Source organism: Streptomyces spinosus (assembly GCF_020400655.1).
Classification (GTDB): Bacteria; Actinomycetota; Actinomycetes; order Streptomycetales; family Streptomycetaceae; genus Streptomyces; species Streptomyces argyrophylli.
In genome coordinates this window covers 1-22,147 of record NZ_JAINRC010000012.1, presented here as the reverse complement: position 1 = coordinate 22,147, position 22,147 = coordinate 1, and the positions used below count along the sequence as shown (strand labels likewise).

Annotated in this window: 18 protein-coding genes; 6 read left to right on the top strand and 12 right to left on the bottom strand. The window is 73.9% G+C overall.

The features are described from left to right. Positions 1-475 precede the first annotated feature (475 nt). Together LG395_RS22640 and pyrG are read right to left on the bottom strand one after the other, a co-directional pair. Complete coding sequence (locus tag LG395_RS22640; RefSeq protein ID WP_171157697.1) at positions 476-1,102, bottom strand: NUDIX domain-containing protein; 627 nt, start codon at positions 1,100-1,102, stop codon at positions 476-478. Between the two features lie 101 nt (positions 1,103-1,203). Beyond that, positions 1,204-2,853 (bottom strand): CTP synthase, encoded by a 1,650-nt coding sequence (pyrG, locus tag LG395_RS22635; RefSeq protein ID WP_171157695.1) that lies wholly within the window; start codon positions 2,851-2,853, stop codon positions 1,204-1,206. 542 nt (positions 2,854-3,395) lie between these two features. Here pyrG and LG395_RS22630 point away from each other — a divergent pair. From LG395_RS22630 to LG395_RS22620, 3 genes are all read left to right on the top strand, one after another. Next, positions 3,396-5,198 carry a glycoside hydrolase family 15 protein gene (locus tag LG395_RS22630; RefSeq protein ID WP_171160114.1) on the top strand — a complete coding sequence of 601 codons (1,803 nt, stop codon included), beginning with the start codon at positions 3,396-3,398 and terminating at the stop codon, positions 5,196-5,198. 138 nt (positions 5,199-5,336) lie between these two features. Further along, on the top strand, positions 5,337-6,719 hold the full coding sequence (locus tag LG395_RS22625) for an FAD-binding oxidoreductase (protein ID WP_225811022.1): 1,383 nt from the start codon (positions 5,337-5,339) through the stop codon (positions 6,717-6,719). Between the two features lie 132 nt (positions 6,720-6,851). Further along, on the top strand, positions 6,852-8,498 hold the full coding sequence (locus LG395_RS22620; RefSeq protein WP_225811021.1) for a PucR family transcriptional regulator: 1,647 nt from the start codon (positions 6,852-6,854) through the stop codon (positions 8,496-8,498). Positions 8,499-8,505: 7 nt separating this feature from the next. Here LG395_RS22620 and LG395_RS22615 read toward each other — a convergent pair whose 3' ends face one another. The 5 genes from LG395_RS22615 to LG395_RS22595 all read right to left on the bottom strand — a co-directional run bounded on the left by LG395_RS22615 (position 8,506) and on the right by LG395_RS22595 (position 14,125). Further along, a complete protein-coding gene (locus LG395_RS22615; RefSeq protein ID WP_225811020.1) occupies positions 8,506-9,699 on the bottom strand; it encodes a glycosyltransferase family 4 protein in 1,194 nt (397 codons plus the stop codon). A 628-nt stretch (positions 9,700-10,327) separates the two neighbouring features. After that, positions 10,328-12,070 carry a DNA repair protein RecN gene (gene recN / locus LG395_RS22610; protein WP_171157687.1) on the bottom strand — a complete coding sequence of 581 codons (1,743 nt, stop codon included), beginning with the start codon at positions 12,068-12,070 and terminating at the stop codon, positions 10,328-10,330. A gap of 39 nt (positions 12,071-12,109) precedes the next feature. Further along, positions 12,110-13,027, bottom strand: a complete 918-nt coding sequence (locus LG395_RS22605; RefSeq protein WP_014671839.1) for an NAD kinase — start codon at positions 13,025-13,027, stop codon at positions 12,110-12,112. Next, entirely contained in the window at positions 13,024-13,839 is an 816-nt protein-coding gene (locus tag LG395_RS22600) for a TlyA family RNA methyltransferase (protein ID WP_225811019.1), read from the bottom strand. Before LG395_RS22600 ends, LG395_RS22605 begins: the two co-directional genes overlap by 4 nt. A 7-nt stretch (positions 13,840-13,846) precedes the next feature. Continuing rightward, complete coding sequence (locus tag LG395_RS22595) at positions 13,847-14,125, bottom strand: hypothetical protein (RefSeq protein ID WP_171157683.1); 279 nt, start codon at positions 14,123-14,125, stop codon at positions 13,847-13,849. A 42-nt stretch (positions 14,126-14,167) separates the two neighbouring features. On the opposite strand from LG395_RS22595, the gene LG395_RS22590 reads away from it, so the two are divergent. Further along, positions 14,168-14,515, top strand: coding sequence for a sterol-binding protein (locus tag LG395_RS22590; RefSeq protein ID WP_225811018.1), 348 nt, complete (start codon positions 14,168-14,170; stop codon positions 14,513-14,515). Positions 14,516-14,579: 64 nt separating this feature from the next. Here the strand turns inward: LG395_RS22590 and LG395_RS22585 are convergent, their stop codons facing one another. The 4 genes from LG395_RS22585 to LG395_RS22570 form a co-directional block, all read right to left on the bottom strand. Further along, positions 14,580-15,452: an ABC transporter ATP-binding protein gene (locus LG395_RS22585; protein ID WP_225811017.1), complete on the bottom strand. Its 873-nt coding sequence runs from the start codon at positions 15,450-15,452 to the stop codon at positions 14,580-14,582. Then, positions 15,449-16,495, bottom strand: a complete 1,047-nt coding sequence (locus tag LG395_RS22580; protein WP_171157677.1) for a FecCD family ABC transporter permease — start codon at positions 16,493-16,495, stop codon at positions 15,449-15,451. The genes LG395_RS22585 and LG395_RS22580 overlap by 4 nt, the downstream gene beginning before the upstream one ends. Beyond that, positions 16,492-17,535: a FecCD family ABC transporter permease gene (locus LG395_RS22575; RefSeq protein WP_225811016.1), complete on the bottom strand. Its 1,044-nt coding sequence runs from the start codon at positions 17,533-17,535 to the stop codon at positions 16,492-16,494. Before LG395_RS22575 ends, LG395_RS22580 begins: the two co-directional genes overlap by 4 nt. A gap of 127 nt (positions 17,536-17,662) precedes the next feature. Continuing rightward, a complete protein-coding gene (locus LG395_RS22570) occupies positions 17,663-18,691 on the bottom strand; it encodes an HAD hydrolase-like protein (protein ID WP_225811015.1) in 1,029 nt (342 codons plus the stop codon). Positions 18,692-18,765: 74 nt separating this feature from the next. On the opposite strand from LG395_RS22570, the gene LG395_RS22565 reads away from it, so the two are divergent. After that, the gene (locus LG395_RS22565; protein WP_225811014.1) at positions 18,766-20,049 is read left to right on the top strand and encodes a DUF1015 domain-containing protein; all 1,284 of its coding nucleotides are present in this window, start codon (positions 18,766-18,768) and stop codon (positions 20,047-20,049) included. 87 nt (positions 20,050-20,136) lie between these two features. Here the strand turns inward: LG395_RS22565 and LG395_RS22560 are convergent, their stop codons facing one another. Continuing rightward, positions 20,137-20,898: a tetratricopeptide repeat protein gene (locus LG395_RS22560; protein WP_212768403.1), complete on the bottom strand. Its 762-nt coding sequence runs from the start codon at positions 20,896-20,898 to the stop codon at positions 20,137-20,139. Between the two features lie 285 nt (positions 20,899-21,183). On the opposite strand from LG395_RS22560, the gene LG395_RS22555 reads away from it, so the two are divergent. Beyond that, positions 21,184-22,086 carry a hypothetical protein gene (locus LG395_RS22555; protein WP_225811166.1) on the top strand — a complete coding sequence of 301 codons (903 nt, stop codon included), beginning with the start codon at positions 21,184-21,186 and terminating at the stop codon, positions 22,084-22,086. The last annotated feature ends 61 nt before the right edge of the window (positions 22,087-22,147 follow it).

Here is a 22,147-nt window from a genome sequence, read left to right as displayed (position 1 = left end):
CCCGGACGCTCCGGGCCGCATCCCGGCCAGGCCGGACCGGGGCCCGGACAGGCAAGGTCGGCTCCGGACAGGGCGGGCCAGGTCCCGGACGGGCCGGGTCGCCCACAGACAGGCAGGGCCGGGCCCGGGAGGGAGCGGGTCGGTCCCAGACGCTCCCGTCACGTCCCCGGACGAGCCGCGTCGCATCCCGGGCGGGCCGGGCCAGGCCGGACAGGCCGCTCAGGTTCCGGACGTGGGCGAGTGCCGGACGGGCGGGGCGGTCAGATTCCGGACGGCCGGGCCGGACCCCCGGACTAGGTAGGGCCGGGCCCAGACGCGCCGGACAGGCCCCCGACGAGCCGGGGCGCATCCCGGACGGGCCGGGCCAGGCTCCGGACAGGCCAGGCCGCACCCACGTCCCGGACAGCCGGATGCGGGCCGCGGACGAGCCGAGCCGCGCCCCAGGCAGGCCGGCCGGGCCCTGCGCCGGGGCCGGTCAGTTCTCGAAGGGGCGTGCCGGCCAGGGCGCGTCGGCGGGGCGCAGCGCGTCGAGGCCGTCCCCGCCGCGGGCTGCGACCAGGGAGAGCACGCCCACCACGAGGCAGTTGTTGTGCAGGTCCCCGGCCAGGACGCGGCGCACCAGTTCCTCGACCGGCACGCGCGCGTGCTGCATGTCGGTCTCCTCGTGCTCCGCCGCGAAGCGCTCGCCCTCGGCGTCGGACAGGCCGCGGGCCAGGAAGATCCGTACGGCCTCGTCGCAGCCGCCCGGGGTGGTGTAGACGTCGGTCAGCACCCGCCAGTCCTCGGCCTTGACGTGCGCCTCCTCGTACAGCTCCCGCTGCGCGGCGTGCAGCGGGTTCTCGCCGGGCACGTCCAGCAGCCCCGCCGGGATCTCCCACAGCTTGTGCCGCACCGGGTGCCGGTACTGGTTGATCAGCAGCACCCGGTCCTCCTCGTCCAGGGCGAGGACGGCCACGGAGCCGGGGTGGACCTGGTAGTCACGGCGGGCCACCGACCCGTCGGGCATGACCACGTCGTCCGTGCGGACGGAGGTCTTGTTGCCCACGAAGGGGGTGTCCGTGGCCCGGACCTCCCATTCCTCGGGGGTGTCCTTGATCGTCATGCCCTGTCCTTCCACGTGCTGTGCGAGACGACCGGCCGACAAAGAAAGCCGGGGCGCTCACCTTTGAAGGTTCGCACCCCGGCCACCGTACAACCGGTGTGTCAGTTCGAGTTCTTCCGCTCGACCGCGGCCTTCACCAGCCCGGCGAAGAGCGGGTTCGCGCGGGTCGGCCGCGAGCGCAGCTCGGGGTGCGCCTGCGTGGCGACCAGGTACGGGTGGACGTCGCGCGGGTACTCCACGTACTCCACGAGCTTGCCGTCGGGGGAGGTGCCGGAGAAGACGAGGCCGGCCTTCTTCTCCAGTTCCGCGCGGTAGGCGTTGTTCACCTCGTAGCGGTGCCGGTGGCGCTCCTCGACGTACTCCTTGCCGTCGTAGACCTCACGCACGATCGAGCCCTCGGCCAGCTTGGCCGGGTACATGCCCAGCCGCATCGTGCCGCCCATGTCACCCTCGCCGGCGACGATGTCGAGCTGCTCGGCCATGGTGGAGATGACCGGGTGGGCGGTGGCGGGGTCGAACTCGGTGGAATTGGCGTCCGGGATGTCGGCCAGGTTGCGGGCGGCCTCGATGACGATGCACTGCAGGCCCAGGCAGAGGCCGAGCAGCGGGATCCTGTTCTCCCGGGCGTAGCGGATCGCGCCGACCTTGCCGAGCACACCGCGGTCGCCGAAGCCGCCGGGGATGCAGACGCCGTCCACGTCCTCGAGCTGGGCCTTGGCCCCGGCCGGGGTCTTGCAGTCGTCCGAGGTGACCCACTTGATCTTCACGCGGGCCTTGTTGGCGAAGCCGCCCGCGCGCAGCGCCTCGGTGACCGACAGGTAGGCGTCGGGCAGGTCGATGTACTTGCCGACCAGCGCCAGGGTGACCTCGTGGTCGGGGTTGTGGACGCGGTCGAGCAGGTCGTCCCAGGTCGTCCAGTCCACGTCCCGGAAGGGCAGGTCGAGCTTGCGGACGACATAGGCGTCCAGGCCCTCGGAGTGCACGACCTTCGGGATGTCGTAGATCGAGCGGGCGTCGGGGCAGGCGACGACGGCGGCCTCGTCGACGTCGCACATCAGGGAGATCTTCCGCTTGATCGCGGTCGGCACCTCCCGGTCGCAGCGCAGCACGATCGCGTCCGGCTGGATGCCGATGTTCCGCAGCGCGGCCACCGAGTGCTGGGTGGGCTTGGTCTTCAGCTCACCGGACGGGCCGATGTAGGGCAGCAGCGAGATGTGCACCACGAAGACGTTGTCCCGGCCGACCTCGTGGCGGACCTGGCGGACGGTCTCCAGGAACGGCAGCGACTCGATGTCGCCGACCGTGCCGCCGACCTCGGTGATGACGACGTCGACCTCGTCGGTGGCCATGCGCCGGATGCGGTGCTTGATCTCGTTGGTGATGTGCGGGATGACCTGCACCGTGTCGCCCAGGTACTCGCCGCGGCGCTCCTTGGCGATCACCGTGGAGTAGACCTGGCCGGTGGTGACGTTGGCGCTGCCGTCCAGGTCACGGTCGAGGAACCGCTCGTAGTGGCCGATGTCCAGGTCGGTCTCGGCGCCGTCGTTGGTGACGAACACCTCACCGTGCTGGAAGGGGTTCATCGTGCCCGGGTCGACGTTCAGGTACGGGTCGAGTTTCTGCATCACGACACGCAGACCCCGCGCCTTGAGCAGCATGCCCAGGCTGGAGGCGGTCAGACCCTTGCCGAGCGAGGAGGCGACACCCCCGGTCACGAAGATGTGCTTGGTCGTCGTGGTGTTGGGCGGCATGGCCAAGAGGGGGCTCCCGTGGTCGCGGTCTGGGGGGTGCGATACGGCGACCCTCCCGGGTGACTCCGGGGGTGCCGTCGCTGCGGTTCGGGGGTTTTCTCCCACCGGTCCACGGGCTACCAGCGTATCAGCGCCTGGGCGGGATGGCTCCCGGCCACCCTTCGCACCCGCCCGTGCACAACGGGCAGCCGCACAGGTCACCGTTGTCACTCCGGACAGACTGCGGACACACTGTCCTCACCCGGTGCTCACCCGTTCGGCTCACACGGGTTGCCCGGAGCGGCACGCAGATCATCTACGTGCGTCGTATCCTGCTCGGACATTGGCTGCCGAGCCCGGCCGGAACGACGGCACACCCCCGCCAACATCACCCGGAACAACGAGAGCGCGGCAGTTCGTTGAGCAAGGACTGTCGTGTTGCCTCAGGGCTCGGCGGGCTGCTTTGCTTCACCGCTCAACGACGCTTAACAACGATCCCTTGACCGCACTAGCGACAGCCCCCTGCGCGGGGGTGTGACGTGGCCGTTCGACTGGAGTTGCACGTGGCCGGGCGCATCGAAGACTACGCACTCATCGGAGACATGCAGACAGCGGCGCTGGTCTGCCGGGATGGCACGGTGGACTGGCTGTGCCTGCCCCGCTTCGACTCGCATGCCATCTTCGCCGGCCTGCTGGGCACCGAGGAGCACGGCTTCTGGCGGCTCGGACCGGCGCACGCCGCCGACGCCGAGCCGCCCACGGCCGCCCGGCGCAGCTACCGCGGCGACTCGCTGATCCTGGAATCCGAGTGGGACACCCCGCGCGGCACGGTCCGTGTGACCGATTTCATGCCTCCGCGTGACGGCGCCCCGCAGCTGATCCGGATCGTGGAGGGCGTCACCGGCCGGGTCCCGATGCGCTCGGCGCTGCGGATGCGGTTCTCCTACGGCCGGGTGGTGCCGTGGGTGCACAAGCACGAGGGGCGCACGGTGGCCGTCGCCGGACCGGACTCGGTGTGGTTCGACACCGAGGCCGAGACCTACGGCAAGGCGCTGACGACGTACGCCGACTTCACGGTCGCCCCCGGTGACCGGATCGCGTTCACCATCTCCTGGCAGCCCTCGCACAAGCAGCCGCCGTCGCTGCCGGAGCCGGAGGCCTCGCTGGAGGCGACGGAGGACTTCTGGCGCGAGTGGGTCGAGCACTGTACGTACCACGGGCCGTACCGCGAGGCGGTGATCCGCTCGCTGATCACCCTCAAGGCGCTGACCTACGCCCCCACGGGCGGCATCGTCGCCGCCCCGACGACCTCCCTGCCCGAGGACATCGGGGGCGTGCGCAACTGGGACTACCGCTACACCTGGCTGCGGGACGCGGCGATCACCCTGTCCTCGCTGCTGCGCACGGGCTACCGCGAGGAGGCCCGCGCCTGGCGCGAGTGGCTGCTGCGCGCGGTCGCCGGCGACCCGGAGAACCTGCAGATCATGTACGGCATCGCCGGTGAGCGCGAGCTGGGCGAGGCGGAGCTGGACTGGCTGCCGGGCTACGAGAAGTCCGCCCCGGTCCGGGTCGGCAACGGCGCCGCGCACCAGCTCCAGCTGGACGTGTACGGCGAGGTCACCGAGGCCCTGCACCTGGGCCACATGACCGGGCTCGCCCGTAACGACTACGCCTCCCTGCTCCAGCTGAAGCTCATCCGCTACCTGGAGGACCACTGGCAGGAGCCGGACGAGGGCATCTGGGAGGTGCGCGGCCCGCGCCGGCACTTCGTGCACTCCAAGGTGATGGCCTGGGTCGCCGTCGACCGCACGATCAAGCTGATCGAGTCCGGCGACGCGGACGGCCCGCTGGAGCGCTGGAAGGAACTGCGCGACGACATCCACCGGGACGTGTGCGAGAAGGGCTACGACAAGGAGCGCAACACCTTCACCCAGTCCTACGGCTCCCAGGAGCTGGACGCCTCGCTGCTGCTCATCCCGCAGATGGGCTTCCTGCCGCCGGACGACAAGCGGGTGATCGGCACCATCGAGGCGATCCAGCGCGAGCTGTCCACCCCCGACGGGTTCATCCTGCGCTACCCGACGGAGGGCGACCGCGAGGGCGTCGACGGCCTGCCGGGTGACGAGGGCGCGTTCCTGGCCTGCTCGTTCTGGATGGCGGACGACCTGGCGATGATCGGCCGGGTGGACGAGGCCCGCAAGCTGTTCGAGAAGCTCCTCGCGCTGCGCAACGACCTCGGTCTGCTCGCCGAGGAGTGGGACCCGCGCCTGAAGCGCCAGGTGGGCAACTTCCCGCAGGCGTTCAGCCACGTCCCGCTGATCGACACGGCCCTGCGGCTGACGGCGTCGGGCGCCTACGGGGGCTAGACGTTCCCGCCGCGGCGCGGGCTGCCGCCCGCGTCCGCGGTCCCGTCGTGGCCGGTCGCGCGGCTTTCCGCGCCCGTTCGGGGGCGCGCTCCGCCTACCCTGGAACCGGACAGATGCCCCTTCCGGAAGGGGGCGGCCATGGCTTCCCTCTCGAAGGCGGGCGCGGCCCTCGCCGCGCTCCGCGAGGATCTGGTCGGCGATGTGCTCGTCCCCGGGGACCCGGGCTACGAGGAGGCCAGGGCGGTCTTCAACGCGACGGTCGACCGGCGGCCCGCGGTGATCGCGCAGTGCGCGGACGCGTCCGACGTGGTGCGGGCCGTGCGCTTCGGCAGGGACCTCGACCTGCACATCGCGGTGCGCGGCGGCGGCCACGGCGTGGCCGGTACGGCGCTCGGCGACGGCGCGCTCGTGGTGGACCTGCGCCGGATGCACCACGTGACCGTCGATCCGGCGGCCGAGGCGGTCCGGGTCGAGGGCGGCGCCACGATGGGCCGGCTGGACCGCGCCACCCAGCCGTACGGCCTCGCGACCACCGGCGGGCGGGACTCCGCCACCGGCGTCGGCGGTTACGTCCTCGGCGGGGGCACCGGCTGGCTCGACCGCGCCTTCGGCCTCGCCGTGGACAACCTCATCGCCGTGGAGCTGGTGAGCGCCGACGCCGAGCGGGTGCACGCGAGCGCCGACGAGAACCCCGAGCTGTTCTGGGCGCTGCACGGCGGAGGCGGCAACTTCGGCGTCGCCACCGCGCTCACCCTGCGGCTGCACGAACTGCCGGAGTTCTCGGTCGTCCTGCTGCTGTTCCTGCCGGACGCCGGGCCGGACGTGCTCCGCACCTTCCGCGAGATCTTCCGCACCGGGCCGGACGAGGTGGGCGGCGCGGTGCTGTACCTCACCGGCCCGCCCGCCCGGTTCACCCCGCCGGAGCTGGTGGGCGCGCCGCTGTGCGCGGCCCTGCTGACCTACGCCGGCGGCGAGGACGAACTGCGCAAGCTCGCCGAGCCGCTGCTCGCCCTGCCGCACGAGGTGGAGCTGGCCGGTGACATGCCGTACGCCGACGCGCAGTCGATGCTCGACCGGCCGGCGGGGCTGCGCAACCACTGGTCGGCGGAGTGTCTGGCCGGGCTGCCGGACGAGGCCGTGGACGCCTTCTGCGCCCGCGCGGACGGCATGCCGGTGCCGACGCCCACCCAGCACCTGCTCTTCCCGCAGGGCGGGGCCGTCGCGGCCGGTCCGCACGAGTACCCGGTGCCCTGCCGGGACGCGCCCTGGGCGGCGCACCCGCTCGCGATCTGGCCGGACCCGGCCGACGACGAGCGGGCGATCGGCTGGGTGCGGGACGTGCGGGCCGGCCTGCGGCGGTGGAGCACGGGGGCGGTGTACCTCAACTTCATCGGCGACGAGGGCCCCGAGCGGGTCCGCGCGGGCCTGGGCGCCGGGAACACCCTGCGCCTGGCGAAGGTGAAGCGGCGCTACGACCCCGACAACGTCTTCCGCTTCAACCACAACATCCGTCCGGTCTAGGCGGGAGCCGTCCTGGGGCGTCCGGTCCGGGCGGGAGCCGTCCTGGAGCGTCCGGTCCGGGCGGGAGCCTCCTGGGGCGTCCGGTCCGGGCGGGAGCTGTCCTGAGGGCGTCGTCGCAGGTAGCGTCGCCGCATGCACAGCCGTACGGACCACCGATCCGACAACCAGGGCGCCGGGATCACCGTGCAGCGGGCGCTGGAGCTGCCCGGGCTGCGCAGCGGGCTGCCGGAGGTGCTGGCGGGCGCCGACCGGCTCGGCCGCACCGTGCGCTGGGTGCACGCGGGCGAGGTCCCGAACATCGCCTCGCTGCTCAAGGGCGGTGAGCTGCTGCTGACCACCGGCTACGGCCTCGGCACCCGGCCGGCCGAGCAGCGGGCGTTCGTGCGCACCCTCGCCGAGCGCGGGATCGCCGCCCTCGTGGTGGAGCTGGGCCCGCGCTTCACCCGGCTGCCCGCCGCCCTGGTGGACACGGCGCGGGCGGCGGGGCTGCCGCTGGTCCAGCTGCACCGCGAGGTGCCGTTCGTGGCGGTGACCGAGGAGATCCACACGGAGATCGTCAACGGCCACTACGCGCTGCTCCAGCGCGCGGAGGAGGTGCACCGGCGCTGTACCGAGGCCCTGCTGGGCGGGGGCGGGGTGCCGCAGGTGCTGGACATCCTGGCCGGCTTCGGCGGCAACCCGGTGTTCCTGGAGACCGCCGACGGCCGGCTGCTGTACGCCGCCGGTGCCGGACCGGAGGGCGCGGACCCGCTCCAGGTGTGGGAGGGGCTGCGCGGCCCGCACAAGCAGGCCCCGCCGCCCGCCGGGTCGGTGCTGGTGGACGTGCCCGGCGGCGGGCCCGGGACGGCCGGTGCCGTGCGCGCCCGGCTGGTGCTGCTGCCGGTCCGTTCACCGCTGGCCCCGGTGCACCGGATCGCCGCCGAGCGGGCCGCGGGGATCCTTGCCGTGGTGCTGATGCAGGCGCGGCAGGAGGAGGAGCTGGCGGCGCGCGGGCGCGGTGACTTCCTCACCGATCTCGCCGAGGGGCGGATCGCGGCGGAGGACGCCCCCGCGCAGGCCCGGGTGCTCGGCTTCAAGCCCGGCGACAGCCCGCTGCTGCCCGTGGTGATGCGGATCGGCGACAGCCTCTCCCCGGGCGGCGGCTGGGCGGTGCTGGCCCGCGCGGTCTCCGAGGAGCTGGCCGCGGTGGGGGTGCCGGTGCTGCTGGGGGTGCGGCCGGTGGAGGGCCGGGTGCCGGTGCTGCTGGGCCTGCGCTCGGAGTCGGAGCGGGCCGCGGTCGCGGACCGGGTGGCGGCGGCGCTGCGGGCGGGGGTGGAACGGGCCGGGATGCGCCGGCCGGGCTCGCCGCCGCCGGTGGTGGTCGTCGGGGTGGCGGGCGGCTGGGCGGCGGCCTCGGCGGGGCTGCGGCACGCGGCGGAGACCGCGACCGCGGCCCAGGGCCTGACCGACCGGCCCTGGTACGACGCCCGGCGCCTCGACATCGACCTGCTGCTGTGGCGGCTGCGCGACCACCCGGACCTGGCGTCCTTCGTGGACCGGGCGATCGGCCCGCTGCGCGAGCACGACCAGCGCTCCAGGCCTCCGCTGCTGCCGACCCTGGAGACCTATCTGGCGCACGCCGGCCGCAAGGCGGAGACGGCCCGCGAACTGCACCTCAACCGGCAGACGCTGTACAACCGGCTCGCCCGGATCGGGGAGTTGCTGGGCACCGACCTGGACGACCCGCAGACGGTACTGGCGTTGAGCCTGGCCCTGCGGGCGCGCCGGCACGTGTCCTGAGGACGGCTCAGGCCAGCGGTCGCAGCTGGGTCAACTCGTCGTACACGCTGAGCACTTGGGCGACGGTCTCGTCCTCGGTCGGCCAGGTGGCGGCCTGCCGCGTCCCGTGCTCGCGCAGCGCCGCGCGGCGTTCCGGGTCCGCGAGGAGCCGTACGACGGTGCCGGCGAGGGCTTCCGGGTCGCCGTACGGGACGAGTTCGGCCGCGTCGCCGACGAGGTCCGGGATGCCGCCGACGCGGGTGGCGACGAGCGGCACGCGCGCGTGCAGCGCCTCCTGGGCGAGCACGGACCGCGACTCCCAACTGCTGGTCAGCAGGGCCAGGTCGGCGGCGGCGAGCAGCTCGGGCACGTCGTCGCGGTGCCCGATGAGGCGCACCGGCAGTTCCTCGTCCTCGATCCGCCGTTGCAGCACCGGCCGCAGCGGCCCCTCCCCGGCGACGACCACCAGCGGCACCGGATCGAGGTCGCGCCAGGCGCGGGCGGCGTCGAGCAGGACGTCGTAGCCGCGGTGCCGGTCCAGGGAGCCGACCGCGATGAGCAACGGGCGTCCGGTGGCGCCGAGTTCGGCCCGGGTCTTGGGCCGCAGCCGGTCGGGGTCGTCGCGGTCGGGGCCGTCGAGGCCGTCCGGGCCTTCGGGGTCGGGGGCGTCGGTGTCGAGGAGGCCGCCGGTGCGGTGCCGGCCCGGCAGGCCGACGGCCGCGAGCCGGGCGTCGCGCGCGCCGGTGCGCCGGGCCCGGTCGACCAGGTCGGGGCTGGTGCCGAGGACTACGGCGGCGGTCCTCATCACGCGCCGCTCCAGCAGCCGCAGCAGATGGCTCCGCGGGCCCTCGGCGTGGGCCCGGTTGTGCCAGGTGACGACGAGCGGCGTGGTGCGCCCGCTGAGCGCGAGCACGGTACGGAAGGAGGCGTGCAGGCCGTGCGCGTGCACCAGGTCGGCGTTGGCGCAGGCGGTGCGGAGCGCGGCCACGGAGACGGGGTCGCTGCTGCGGGGCACGTGCACGTGGTCGGCGCCGACCCCGGCGAAGTCGTAGGCGTGCTCGGCCTCGGCGGGGGCGCACACGGTGACCCGCACGCCCCTCGCCACCAGTCCCTCGGCCAGGGAGCGCACGTGCGCGCTGCTGCCGGCGTTCCCTCCGCCGAGCACCTGCACGGTGCGCAGCGGCGACTGGCCGTGCGGTGCGTTGCTGCTCAGGGGGCTCACGGGGCCGGGGCTCCTGGTTCACGGGGACGGGCACGGGGTCGGCGTGGGGTGGTCACGAGGAAACGTACAGAAGGTAGCGGGCTCAGGGGGGCGGAAGGACGCACCGCGCGCGCCTCCCGGGCGGACCGTCCGTACCCGCTGCCCGCCCCGCGTTCCCCGTCAAGCATGCCAGGACGTACGGCCGTTCAGGGACTCCCGGGAGGGCGCACCCTGCGGCGGGCCGGGGCAATGCGCCGGAGCACATCACCCACACGGGTGATGGAACGCCCGCCGCGGCCGCACGGTGGACGAGGACATACGACGAGGTCAGCCCCTCACGGACCCGCTCCCGGACCGACCCGGCCCCCGTACCGGGCGGCGGCCACCGGAGCGACGGCGCGCGCGAGCACCCCCACGCGCCGGTTTCCCACCACCACGGCCGCCCCTGGTGCGGCATCGGGGGCCGCGCGCCCCGTGTCCGGCGGGCATCACGCACCCACCGAGGCCGTCGGGCAGCAAGCCCCTCCTCCGCGGGCACCGGGGCGAGCGCCGCGCCGGCGGCCCGCCCCGACCGCACGTCGAGGAGCTCGGCCAGGGCGACACCCGGCCGACACCCGCCCGGTCGGCACCCGTCCGGGCGGCGCCGGCCTTACAGGTCCGCCCTGGCCGTCGCCAGGAGTTCCTCCGCGTGGGCGCGGGCCGTTTCGGAGTCCTCCTGGCCGGCCAGCATGCGGGACAGCTCGCGGACGCGCTCCTCGCCCTCCAGGACCTTCACACCGGAGCGGGTGACGGAGCCGTCGTTGGTCTTCTCCACCAGCAGCTGCCGGTCGGCGAACGCGGCGACCTGGGGCAGGTGGGTGACCACGACGACCTGCGCGGTCTTGGCGAGCTTGGCAAGGCGCCGCCCGATCTCGACCGCCGCCTTGCCGCCGACACCGGCGTCGACCTCGTCGAAGAGGTACGTCGGCACCGGGTCGGTGCCCGCGAACACCACTTCCACCGCGAGCATCACGCGGGACAGCTCACCGCCGGACGCGCCCTTGGCGATGGGCCGCGGCGGGGCGCCCGGGTGCGGGGCGAGCAGCAGCTCGACCTCGTCCACGCCCGAGGGGCCGTAGGCGACCGTCCGCCCGCCGACCTCGACGCCGTCCGCGTCCTCGCTCTGGCGGATGTCGAAGGAGACGCGCGCGTGGGGCATCGCCAGCGAGGCCAGCTCGGCGGTCACGGCGGCGGCGAACCGCTCGGCGGCCTCCGTCCGCGCGTCCGTCAGCGCCTGCGCGAGCCCGCCCAGCTCGGTGCGCAGCGCGTCCCGCTCGGCCGTCAGCTCCTCGATCCGCTCGTCGTCGCCGTCCAGCTCGGTGAGCCGCGCGGCGCTCCGCTCGGCCCAGGCCAGCACGCCGGCGACGTCGTCCCCGTACTTGCGGGTCAGGGCGTTCAGGGCGGCCCGGCGCTCCTCCACCGCCGCGAGCCGCAGCGGGTCGGCGTCGAGATCGTCGGCGTACCCCGCCAGCTCACCCGCCACGTCGCCCAGCAGGATGCCGATCTCCCCGATCCGGTCGGCGAGCGCGGAGAGTGCCGGATCGTGCGACCGCACGGCCTCCAGCGCCCGGTGGGCGCCCGCGACGAGGGTCGAGGCGTCGATCCCCTCGGGGTCCTCCGGATTGCCCGCGAGAGCGGCGTGGGCGGCCGTCGCGGCGGACGACAGCGCCTCGGCGTGCCCCAGCCGCTCGGCCTCCTCGGCCAGCTCCACGTCCTCGCCGGCCCGGGGCTCCACGGCGGCGATCTCGTCGAGCCCGTAGCGCAGCATGTCGGCTTCCTGCGCCCGCTCACGCGCGCGCGTGGTGATCTCCTCCAGCTCGGCGGAGACGGCCCGCAGCCGCTTGTACGCCTCGCCGTACTTGGCGAGCGGAACGGCCACGGCGTCTCCCGCGTACCGGTCGAGCGCCTGCCGCTGCCGGGACAGCTTCAGCAGCCCCTGCTGGTCGGTCTGCCCGTGCACGGCCACCAGGTCGTCGGCCAGCTCGGCGAGCAGCCCGACGGGAACGCTGCGCCCGCCCAGGTGCGCCCGGGAGCGGCCCTCGGCGGAAACGGTACGGCTGATCAGCAGGGCACCGTCGTCCAGCTCGGCCCCGGCCTCCTCGGCCCGCACGACGGCGGCGGCGCCGGGGGGCACGGCGACCCGCCCCTCCACCACCGCCTTGTCGGCCCCGATCCGCACGAGCGCCGGGTCGGCCCGTCCGCCGAGCAGCAGCCCCAGGCTGGTGACCACCATGGTCTTGCCCGCACCCGTCTCACCGGTGACGGCGGTGAACCCCGGCGACAGCTCGACGACGGCATCGTCGATGACCCCGAGCGACCGTATCCGCATCTCCTCCAACACGGAACAGACCATACGAGGTCCGGGGCGGGGAACGCACATGGCCCGCCCGTGTCACTCCGAGGGGTGGTGGGGCGCGCCCCGCCATCCCGTGGTGGGCAGCGCGAACTTCGCCACGAGCCGGTCGGTGAAGGACGAGTGGTGCAGCCGGGCCAGCCGTACCGGCACGGCTCCCCGCCGCACCTCGACCCGCGCCCCCGGCGGCAGCTCCACCGTCCGCCGCCCGTCGCACCACAGGACCCCCGGCGGGATGTGCGGCAGCACCTCCACCGCCAGCACGGAGTCCGGCGAGGTGACCAGCGGCTTGGCGAACAGCGCGTGCGCGCTGATCGGCACCATCAGCAGGGCCTCCACCTCCGGCCACACCACCGGCCCCCCGGCGGAGAAGGCGTACGCCGTGGACCCGGTCGGCGTGGACAGCACGACGCCGTCGCACCCGAAGCCCGTCACCGGCCGCCCGTCGATCTCCAGGACGACTTCCAGCAGCTTCTCGGCGCCGGCCTTCTGCACGGCGGCCTCGTTCAGCGCCCAGTCGGTGTGCACGATGTCACCGTTGCGGTGCACCACGACGTCGACGGTCATCCGCTCCTCGACCTCGTACGACCGCGCCACCACCCGGTCCACGACCCGGTCCAGGTCGTCCCGCTCGGCCTCCGCGAGGAACCCGACGCGTCCGAGGTTGACGCCGAGCATCGGCACTCCGGAGGCACGCGCGAACTCGGCGCCGCGCAGCAGCGTGCCGTCGCCGCCCAGCACGATCAGCAGCTCGCAGCCGTCCAGGCACTGCGGGGTGGCCTCCTTGACGAGGGCGACCTCGTCCGGGAGCGGCAGGTCGCGCGCCTCCTCCTCCAGCACCCGCACCCCGATGCCATGCCGCAGCAGGCCCTTGACGACGAGTTCCGCGCTGCGGATCGCCGCGGGCCGCCCGGTGTGGGCGAGCAGGAAAACAGTACGCGCCAGGTTCTGTGTCAACGCGGCCCCTCCGCCACTGCACGGTCGACGTCGGCCGGGTCCACCTGGGGTGCCCCCGCCCGCAGCCAGAGAAAGTACTCCACGTTCCCCGAGGGCCCGGGCAGCGGGCTCGCGGTGACCCCCCGCACCCCGAGCCCCAGCTCCCACGCCTTCTCGGCCACTGCGCGCACGGCCTCCGCCCGCAGCTGCGGACTCCGTACGACACCCCCGCTGCCGAGCCGTTCCTTCCCCACCTCGAACTGCGGCTTGACCATCATCACCAGGTCGGCGTCCGGCGTCACGCACCGCTTCAGGGCGGGCAGCACCAGCCCGAGCGGGATGAAGGACAGATCGCCCACGACAAGATCCACAGGTTTCCCATCGATCGTCTCAAGCGTCAACTCGCGTACGTTCGTACGGTCCTTGACGGTGACGCGTTCATCCTTCTGGAGCGACCAGGCGAGTTGACCGTAGCCGACGTCCACCGCGACGACGTGGGCGGCGCCCGCGCGCAGCAGGACGTCGGTGAAGCCGCCGGTGGACGCGCCGGCGTCCAGCGCCCGCCGGCCCTCGACGACGAGCCCCTGCGGCACGAAGGCCGCCAGCGCGCCGGCGAGCTTGTGCCCGCCCCGGGAGACGTAGTCGGGATCGCTGTCGTCGGCCTGGACCACGATCGCCGCCGCGGTCTCCACCTGCGTGGCCGGCTTGGTCGCCACGGTCCTGCCGACGGTGACCCGCCCGGCGGCGATCAGCTGGCTGGCGTGCTCGCGTGAACGGGCGAGCTTCCGGCGGACCAGCTCCGCGTCGAGACGGCGGCGTGCGACTCCTGCCACGTTCGGTTCAGCTCCTGCTCTGGTGGTACGACGGTGAGGGGGCCGCGGGTCCCGGACGGGCGTCGAGCGCGGTGAGCGCGTCGCGCAGCCCCCTGTGTACATCCTCGTACACCTCGACATGACCGTCGGTGGCGAGGTGGTCGGCGTCGGCCAGCCGGTCGAGCCGGGCGTCGACCTCGGCGTTGCCGGTGGGGGTGCGCGGGACGTTCAGGGGGGCGGGCGCCGCGGGGTCGTACGCGGGCGCCGCCTCGGTGTCGATGTCGGCCTCGGACACGGACTCGCTCATGCCCAGACGCTACCCCGAACCGCTGGGGTACCGTCGTGGGCGATGGCCACGATCGAGGAGTGCCGCGCCGCACTGGGGAAGCTTTCGGACAACATGCGGAGGACCGACGGCGATGTCCGCGCGGCCGCCGCGCTCGACCGCTCGGTGAGCTGCCACATCACCGATCTCGACGTCACCTTCGCGGGCCGGATGACCGGCGGCCGGATCGAGGTCGACGACACGCATCCGGGCCCACCGCGCGAGAAGGCGCAGATCAGGCTCGCCATGGCCGGGGACGACCTGGTGGCCCTGGTGGGCGGCGAGCTGAACTTCGCGACCGCCTGGGGCTCGGGCCGGGTGAGGCTGGAGGCGAGCCTGCTGGACCTGTTCCGGCTCCGGAAGCTGCTGTGAGGCGTTCACGCCGTCGCCCGCGTCGTCAGCGGGGCCGCGCCGTGGCCCTGTCCGACGCGTGCCGTCAGGAGGCAGCCGTGGCCTTCTCCGAGCGCGCCTTCCGGGCCGCCGGCACCACCAGCGGGGTGCCCGTCTCCGGGTCGTCGATGACCTGGCAGCGCAGCCCGAAGACCTCCTCGACCAGCTCGGCCGTGACGATGTCGTTCGGGGCGCCCTCGGCGATCACCGTGCCGCCGCGCAGGGCGATCAGGTGCGTGGCGTAACGGGCGGCGTGGTTGAGGTCGTGCAGCACCGCCACCAGCGTCCGCCCCTGCTCCTCGTGCAGCTCGGCGCACAGGTCGAGGACGTCGATCTGGTGCTGGATGTCCAGGTAGGTGGTCGGCTCGTCCAGGAGCAGCAGCGGGGTCTGCTGCGCGAGCGCCATGGCGATCCACACCCGCTGCCGCTGCCCGCCGGACAGCTCGTCCACGTACCGCTCGGCCAGCTCCGCCACCCCGGTCTGCCGCATCGACTCCCGCACGACCCGCTCGTCCCGCGCCGACCACTGGCGCAGCAGGCCCTGGTGCGGGTAGCGGCCGCGGCCGACGAGGTCGGCGACGGTGATGCCGTCGGGCGCGACGGACGACTGCGGCAGCAGGCCGAGGGTCCGCGCGACCTTCTTGGCGGGCATCGACTGGATGGCCTGCCCGTCCAGCAGCACCCGGCCCTCGCTGGGCCTGAGCATCCGCGACAGCGCCCGCAGCAGCGTCGACTTGCCGCAGGCGTTCGGCCCGACGATCACCGTGAAGGAGTTGTCGGGGATCTCCACCGACAACTGCTCGGCGATGACCCGCTGGTCGTAGGCGAGGGTGACGTTGTCGGCGGACAGGCGGTTCACGGTGCTCCTAGGGGTGTTCGGGTGGGCGGCGCTCGCGTCGGGGCCCTGCGCGCGCTTCATATCCGGCCCGCCCGGCGCTCGGTGACCAGCAGCCACAGCAGGTAGGCGCCGCCGAGGACGCCGGTGACCACGCCGACGGGCAGCTGGTCGGCGCCGAAGGCGCGCTGCGAGGCCCAGTCGGCGGCGACCAGCAGGGTCGCCCCCATGCACAGGGAGGGCACCAGGTTCGGTCCCGGCGAGCGGGTGAGGCGGCGGGCGAGCTGGGGCGCGGTCAGCGCGACGAAGCTCACGGGGCCGGCGGCGGCCGTGGCGGCGGCGACGAGCAGGACGGCGCACACCATGAGCACGAGCCGGACGCGCTGCACGCGCACGCCGAGCGCGTTCGAGATGTCGTCGCCCATCTCCGTCATCCGCAGGCCGCGCGCGTTCGCCAGGACCAGCGGGACGAGGACGGCGCACAGCCCGAGCAGCGGCCACACCTGGTCCCAGTCCCGGCCGTTCAGCGAGCCGGTCATCCACACCACCGCGCGGGTCGCGTCGACCAGGTCGGCCTTGGTCAGCAGATAGCCGTTCACCGCCGTCATGATCGCGTTGACGCCGATGCCCACGAGCACCAGCCGGTATCCGTGCACGCCCCGCTTCCAGGCGAGCGCGTAGATGGCGACACCGGTCGCCAGGCCGCCGGCCAGCGCGCCCAGGGTCACCTGGGAGGCGCTGCCGGACATCAGCACGATCACGACGAGCGCGCCGGCCGTCGAACCCTGTGACAGGCCGAGCACGTCCGGGCTGCCCAGCGGGTTGCGGGAGACCGACTGGAACAGTGCCCCGCCCAGGCCGAGCGAGGCACCGACCAGCAGGCCGACCAGGACCCGCGGCAGCCGCAGCTCGTTGACGATGAAGTCCTGGTAGGCGGTGCCGTCGCCGGCGAGCGTCCGCAGCACGTCGGCCGCCGGGATCCTCGCCTCGCCGGTGCCGATCAACGCCACACCGGCGGCGCAGGCAGCGCCGAGCAGCAGCACGACGACGATCAGCGCACGCGGGTCCAGGCGCAGCGAGAGCCCGCCGGGGGTGCGCACGGCACGGCTCCTGGAGCGTGTCTTCACAGCTGGGCCGTCCTTCGCCGTCGTACGAGGAAGATGAAGAGCGGACCGCCGATGATCGCGGTGACGATGCCGACCTGGAGCTCGGCGGGGCGGGCCACGACCCGGCCGACGACATCGGCGCCGAGCAGCAGCACGGGCGCCAGGACCGTGGCGTACGGCAGGATCCAGCGCAGGTCGGGACCGGTGAAGGAGCGCACGGCGTGCGGGACCATCAGGCCCACGAAGACGATCGGGCCGCACGCGGCGGTCGCGGCACCGCACAGCACCACGGCGGCCAGCATGGCCAGCGCCCGGGTGCGGTCGAGGTTCGCGCCGAGGGCGCGCGCGGTGTCGTCGCCCATCTCCACGGCGTTCAGCGGCCGGGCCAGGGCGAGCGCGAGGACCGTGCCGGCCACGAGGAACGGCAGGACCTGCAAGATGGTCGCGTTCGTGGCCGAGACCAGCGAACCCACCGTCCAGAACCGCATCTTGCCCAGGGCCGCGCCGTCCGTGATCATCACGGCCTGGAGGTAGCCGTACAGGGCCGCGCTGATCGCCGTGCCGGCGAGCGCGAGCCGTACCGGGGTGGCGCCCCGGCTGCCGCCGAGGAACCACACCAGCGCGCCGACGGCGGCCGCGCCGAGGAACGCGAACCACACATAGCCGCTGAGGCTGGTGACGCCGAAGTAGGTCATGGCCGTGACGACGGCGGCGGACGCGCCCGCGTTCATGCCGAGCAGCCCGGGCTCGGCCAGCGGATTGCGCGTCAGCGCCTGGAGCACCGCGCCGGACAGGCCGAGCGCGGCACCGGCCAGCAGACCGAGGGCGGTGCGCGCGAGCCGCTCGTCGACGACCACGTCGCCGTACGTGCCCGTGTCGTGGAACAGGCCGTGCCAGACCTGGTCGAGCGACAGCGCCTTCGCGCCGATCGCGATGCTCGCCAGGGCGACACACACCAGGAGCACGACCGAGAGCAGGAGCCCAAGGGCCCGCGCCGCCCGGCGGGTTGGGGGCGCGGGGGCGGTCTCCGCGCGCTGTTCCGGAGGACTGTCGACCAACACGAGGTTAGGTTAGCCTACCCTCGCATACGATCTCGATCCCTGGTCGCTGTGAGCTCCGCCGAGGCCCTACGAGGGGTCCGGCGTCCCCCGCTGCCCCAAGGCCCGCCGGGCAGCTCCTGAGGGACCGTCACAGGCCCAGCCTGGCCAGCGCCTTCTCACCGTCCAGCGCGCAGGTGCCCTCCCCCGCCGCCGTCCAGGCCGCCGCGCACAGCGCCCGCAGCCCGTCCAGCGGCTCGCCGTCGCCCGTCAGCTCCAACCGGTCCGTCCCGGCCGCCGCCGTCCACCCGCCGCACCGGAAACCGTCACCTTCCCGGGTGATGTCCGGCTGCCCGGTGAGCAGCCCGCGCAGATCGGCGTCCACGTACGTCGGACGGTGCTGCGGCGGCGCGGCGAGCAACTGCGCCCCGTCGGTGACCCCCGTCAGCACCAGCAGCGAGTCCACCCCGCCGTTGAACGCGCCCTCGATGTCCGTGTCCAGCCGGTCCCCGACCACCAGCGGCCGCTCGGCACCGGTCCGGATGATCGTCTCCCGGTGCATCGGGGGCAGCGGCTTGCCCGCGACCTGCGGCTCGGCACCCGTCGCGATCCGCACGACCTCCACCGCGGCCCCGTTGCCCGGCGCGATGCCCCGCCCGCTCGGAATCGTCAGATCCGTGTTGGACGCGAACCACGGCACACCCCTGCGGACGGCGTACGAGGCCTCCGCGAACCGCCCCCAGGTCATCTCCGGCCCGCCGTAGCCCTGCACGACCGCCGCCGGGTCGTCGTCCGCCGACTCCACCGGCGTCAGACCCCGCTCACGCAGCGCCACCCGCAGCCCCTCACCACCGATCACCAGCACCCGCGCCCCGGCCGGAACCTGCTCGCTGATCAGCCGCGCGACGGCCTGCGCCGAGGTGATGACATCGTCCGCGCCCGTCGGTATGCCCAGCTCCGTCAGGTGCCCGGCCACCGCGTCCGGCGTCCGCAGCGCGTTGTTGGTGACGTACGCGAGACGCATCCCGCCCGACCGGGCCACCGCCAGCGAGTCGACCGCGTGCGCGATGGCGCTCCCGCCCGCGTACACCACCCCGTCCAGATCGAGCAGCGCCGTGTCGTACGCCTCGCTCAGGGGCCGCCCACTGCCCTCGGGCCTCGTCCTGACGCCCTGGCTCATGTCCACATCGCTCCTCGTTCACTCGCCTTTCCCCCGATCATCCCGCATGCCGCCGACACACGTACGATGCCGGGATGAACACAGCAGGTCACTGGGAGGCGACACCGCGTCGAGGCCTGGAACTCACCCCGTTCCGGGGCCTTCGCTACGACCCCGACCGGGTCGGCAGCCTCGCCTCCGTCACCTCCCCGCCCTACGACGTCGTCGTGCGCCCCGACGGCCTGCACCACCTCCAGTCGGCCGACCCTCACAACATCGTCCGGCTGATCCTCCCCCAGGCCGGCACGCCCAGCGCCCGCACCGAGCAGGCCGCCGACACACTGCGCCGCTGGCTGGACGAGGGCGTCCTCACCGCCGACCCCGAGCCGGGCCTGTACGTGTACGAGCAGCGGCACGACGACGGCATGCTCCAGCGCGGCATCATCGGCACCCTGCGGGTCACCGAACCCGCGGAGGGCGTGGTGCTGCCGCACGAGGACGTGATGCCGCCGGTGGTCGCCGACCGCGCGGCCCTGATGCGGGCGACACGCGCGAATTTGGAACCGCTGCTGCTGACCTACCAGGGCGACGGCACGGCGGCCGAGGTCGTCGACCGCACGGCGCAGCGCCCGCCGCTGCTGGCCACGACCACCGAGGACGGGTTCCGGCACCGCCTGTGGTCCGTCACCGACCCCGGCGAACTGGCCCGCGTCCAGAGCGACCTCGCCGGCCGCCAGGCCCTCATCGCCGACGGCCACCACCGCTGGGCCACCTACCGCCGGCTGCGCCTGGAACACCCCTCCCCCAGCCCCTGGGACTACGGCCTGGTCCTCCTGGTGGACACCGTCCGCTACCCGCTGCGCGTCCGCGCCATCCACCGGCTGCTGCACGGCCTGCCCGTCGCGGACGCGCTGGCCGCGGTCGACGGCCTGTTCCGGGTACGGCACCTGGACAAGCCCCTCGCCCAGGCCCTGGAGACGCTGGCGGACGCGGCCTGCGCCGGCAACGCCTTCCTCCTCGCCGGCGACGGCGCCTTCCACCTGCTCGACCGCCCCGACCCCGACCTCTTGGCCCGGACCGTCCCCGCGGACCGCCCGCCCGCCTGGCGCGCCCTGGACGCCACGGTCCTGCACGCCACGCTGCTGCACCACGTCTGGCAGATCCCCGAGGACTCCCCGGCCCACATCGCCTACATCCATGACACGGCCGCCACGGTGGAGAAGGCCGAACGCGACGGCAGCACCGCGGTCCTGATGCACCCGGTGCGCGAGGAGGTCGTACGCGACCTGGCCCGGCAGGGCGTGACCATGCCCCGCAAATCGACGTCGTTCGGCCCGAAGCCGGCCTCGGGACTGGTACTGCGGGCACTGGAGATCTGAGCCGACGGCGGCCGCCGGCGCACGGCCCGCCGGAACACGGAAGAGGGCGGGCCCCCCAGGAGCCCGCCCTCTTCCCGTTGACCGACGTCAGTCCTTGTCGCCGTCCTCCGGGGAGGCGTCGGCGGACTCGCCGGTGGCGTCCTGGCCGTCCTCGACGTCCTCGTCCTCCTCGGACAGGGCGTCGACGAACTCCACGCCGTCCAGCTCGGCGAGCCGGTCGGAGGCGTCCGTGCTGCCGTCCCGGTCGGCCTCGACAGCCTTCGCGAACCACTCCCGCGCCTCGCGCTCCCGGCCGGCGGCCAGCAAGGCGTCCGCGTAGGCGTAGCGCAGGCGAGCGGTCCACGGCTGCACCGAGTTGGAGGCCAGCTCCGGGCTCTGCAGAGTCACGATGGCCGCGTCGAGCTGGCCCATGTCACGCCGGGCACCGGCCGCGACGAGCCGCATCTCGACCTGACCGGCCTTGTCCAGCTTGTGCACCTCCGGGGCGCCGGCCATGTCCAGCGCCTTCTCCGGCCGGCCGAGCCCGCGCTCGCAGTCCGCCATGACCGGCCACAGGTCCACGGTGCCGGTCATCCGCCGGGCGGCCCGGAACTCGGCGAGCGCCTCGCCGTACTTCTGGTTCGCGTACGCGGCGAAGCCCGCGGCCTCGCGCACGGCGGCCACACGGGACGCCAGGCGCAGGGCCACCTTGGAGTAGCCGTAGGCGCCCTCGGGGTCCTCGTCGATGAGCCGGGCGACCATCACCAGGTTCTTGGCGACGTCCTCGGCGAGCGTCTTGGGCAGGCTCTGCAGCTCCTGCCGGACATCCCTGTCGATCTCGTCGCCGGTGACGTCCTCCGGGATCGGCAGCCGCTTGATCGGCTCCCGGTCCCGGTCGTCACGGAACCGGCCGCCGCCACGACGGTCGTCCCGGCCGTCGCGGCCGTCACGGCCCCGGAACCCACCGGGGCGGCCACCGCGCTCCCCACGGTCGTCCCTGCGGGGCCCACGGCCCCCACGGTCGTCGCGCCGGTCGTCGCGGCGGAAGCCGCCACGGTCCCCACGGCTGTCGTCCCGCCGGAAGCCACCGCGCTCGCCACGGTCACGGTCGTCACGCCGGTCGTCCCGACGGTCGTCGCGGCGGAAGCCGCCTCGGTGGTCGTCACGCCGGTCGTCGCGACGGAAACCACCGCGGTCGTCGTCACGCCGGTCGTCGCGACGGAAACCACCGCGGTCGTCGTCACGGCGGAAGGAGGGGCGGTCTCCACGGTCAGCACGGTCGTCACGGCGGAAACCACGGTCCCCGCGGTCCCCACGGTCGTCCCGGCGGTCATCGCGACGGTCGTCCCTGCGGTCGTCCCGGCGGAAGGCCGGGCGCGAACCCCGGTCGCCCTCACGGCGGTAGCCGCCGCCACGGCTGTCGTCCCTGCGGTCGTCACGCCGGTCATCGCGGCGGTCGTCGCGCCGGAAGCCGCCACGCTCACCGCGGCTGTCATCCCGACGGTCGTCACGCCGGTCGTCACGCCGGTCGTCACGGCGGCCGTAGCCACCGCGGTTGTCGTCGCGCCGGCCGTAGCCACCGCGGTCGTCATCGCGCCGGAAGGAGGGGCGGTCTCCACGGTCACCGCGGTCGTCACGGCGGAAACCACGGTCCCCACGGTCGTCCCGGCGGTCATCGCGACGGTCGTCCCTGCGGTCGTCGCGACGGAACCCGCCACGGTCACCCCGGTCGCGGTCATCGCGCTGGAATCCCGGACGCGTACCCCGCTCGCCCTCGCGGCGGAAACCGCCACCGCGACGGTCGTCACGGCGGTCGTCACGCCGGTCGTCTCGGCGGCCGTAGCCACCGCGGTCACCACCACGCCGGTCGCTGTCGCGCCGGTCGTTGTCGCGGCGGTCGTTGTCCCGGCGGAAGCCGCCACGGTCACCCCGGTCACCACTGTCCCGTCGCCGCTGGTCGCGCTCCGGTCGGTCGTCGGGAGAGTTGGTGGACATGGTGACTCCTGTCTTCGGTACCACAAGCATTGTAAAAACAAAAGGACCCCTGGTCCCAGCTGAACGCTGGTGACCAGGGGTCCTCCAAAGATTGTTCGGCGGCGTCCTACTCTCCCACAGGGTC

What these genes read in the sequence shown, in the direction of transcription:
- LG395_RS22620 (WP_225811021.1), top strand. Translation starts at nt 6,852, where the DNA reads ATGCACAGCCGTACGGACCACCGATCCGACAACCAGGGCGCCGGGATC.
- recN (WP_171157687.1), bottom strand. Translation starts at nt 12,070, where the DNA reads ATGGTCTGTTCCGTGTTGGAGGAGATGCGGATACGGTCGCTCGGGGTC.
- LG395_RS22590 (WP_225811018.1), top strand. Translation starts at nt 14,168, where the DNA reads ATGGCCACGATCGAGGAGTGCCGCGCCGCACTGGGGAAGCTTTCGGAC.
- LG395_RS22595 (WP_171157683.1), bottom strand. Translation starts at nt 14,125, where the DNA reads ATGAGCGAGTCCGTGTCCGAGGCCGACATCGACACCGAGGCGGCGCCC.
- LG395_RS22570 (WP_225811015.1), bottom strand. Translation starts at nt 18,691, where the DNA reads ATGAGCCAGGGCGTCAGGACGAGGCCCGAGGGCAGTGGGCGGCCCCTG.
- LG395_RS22625 (WP_225811022.1), top strand. Translation starts at nt 5,337, where the DNA reads ATGGCTTCCCTCTCGAAGGCGGGCGCGGCCCTCGCCGCGCTCCGCGAG.
- LG395_RS22640 (WP_171157697.1), bottom strand. Translation starts at nt 1,102, where the DNA reads ATGACGATCAAGGACACCCCCGAGGAATGGGAGGTCCGGGCCACGGAC.
- LG395_RS22585 (WP_225811017.1), bottom strand. Translation starts at nt 15,452, where the DNA reads ATGAAGCGCGCGCAGGGCCCCGACGCGAGCGCCGCCCACCCGAACACC.
- LG395_RS22565 (WP_225811014.1), top strand. Translation starts at nt 18,766, where the DNA reads ATGAACACAGCAGGTCACTGGGAGGCGACACCGCGTCGAGGCCTGGAA.
- pyrG (WP_171157695.1), bottom strand. Translation starts at nt 2,853, where the DNA reads ATGCCGCCCAACACCACGACGACCAAGCACATCTTCGTGACCGGGGGT.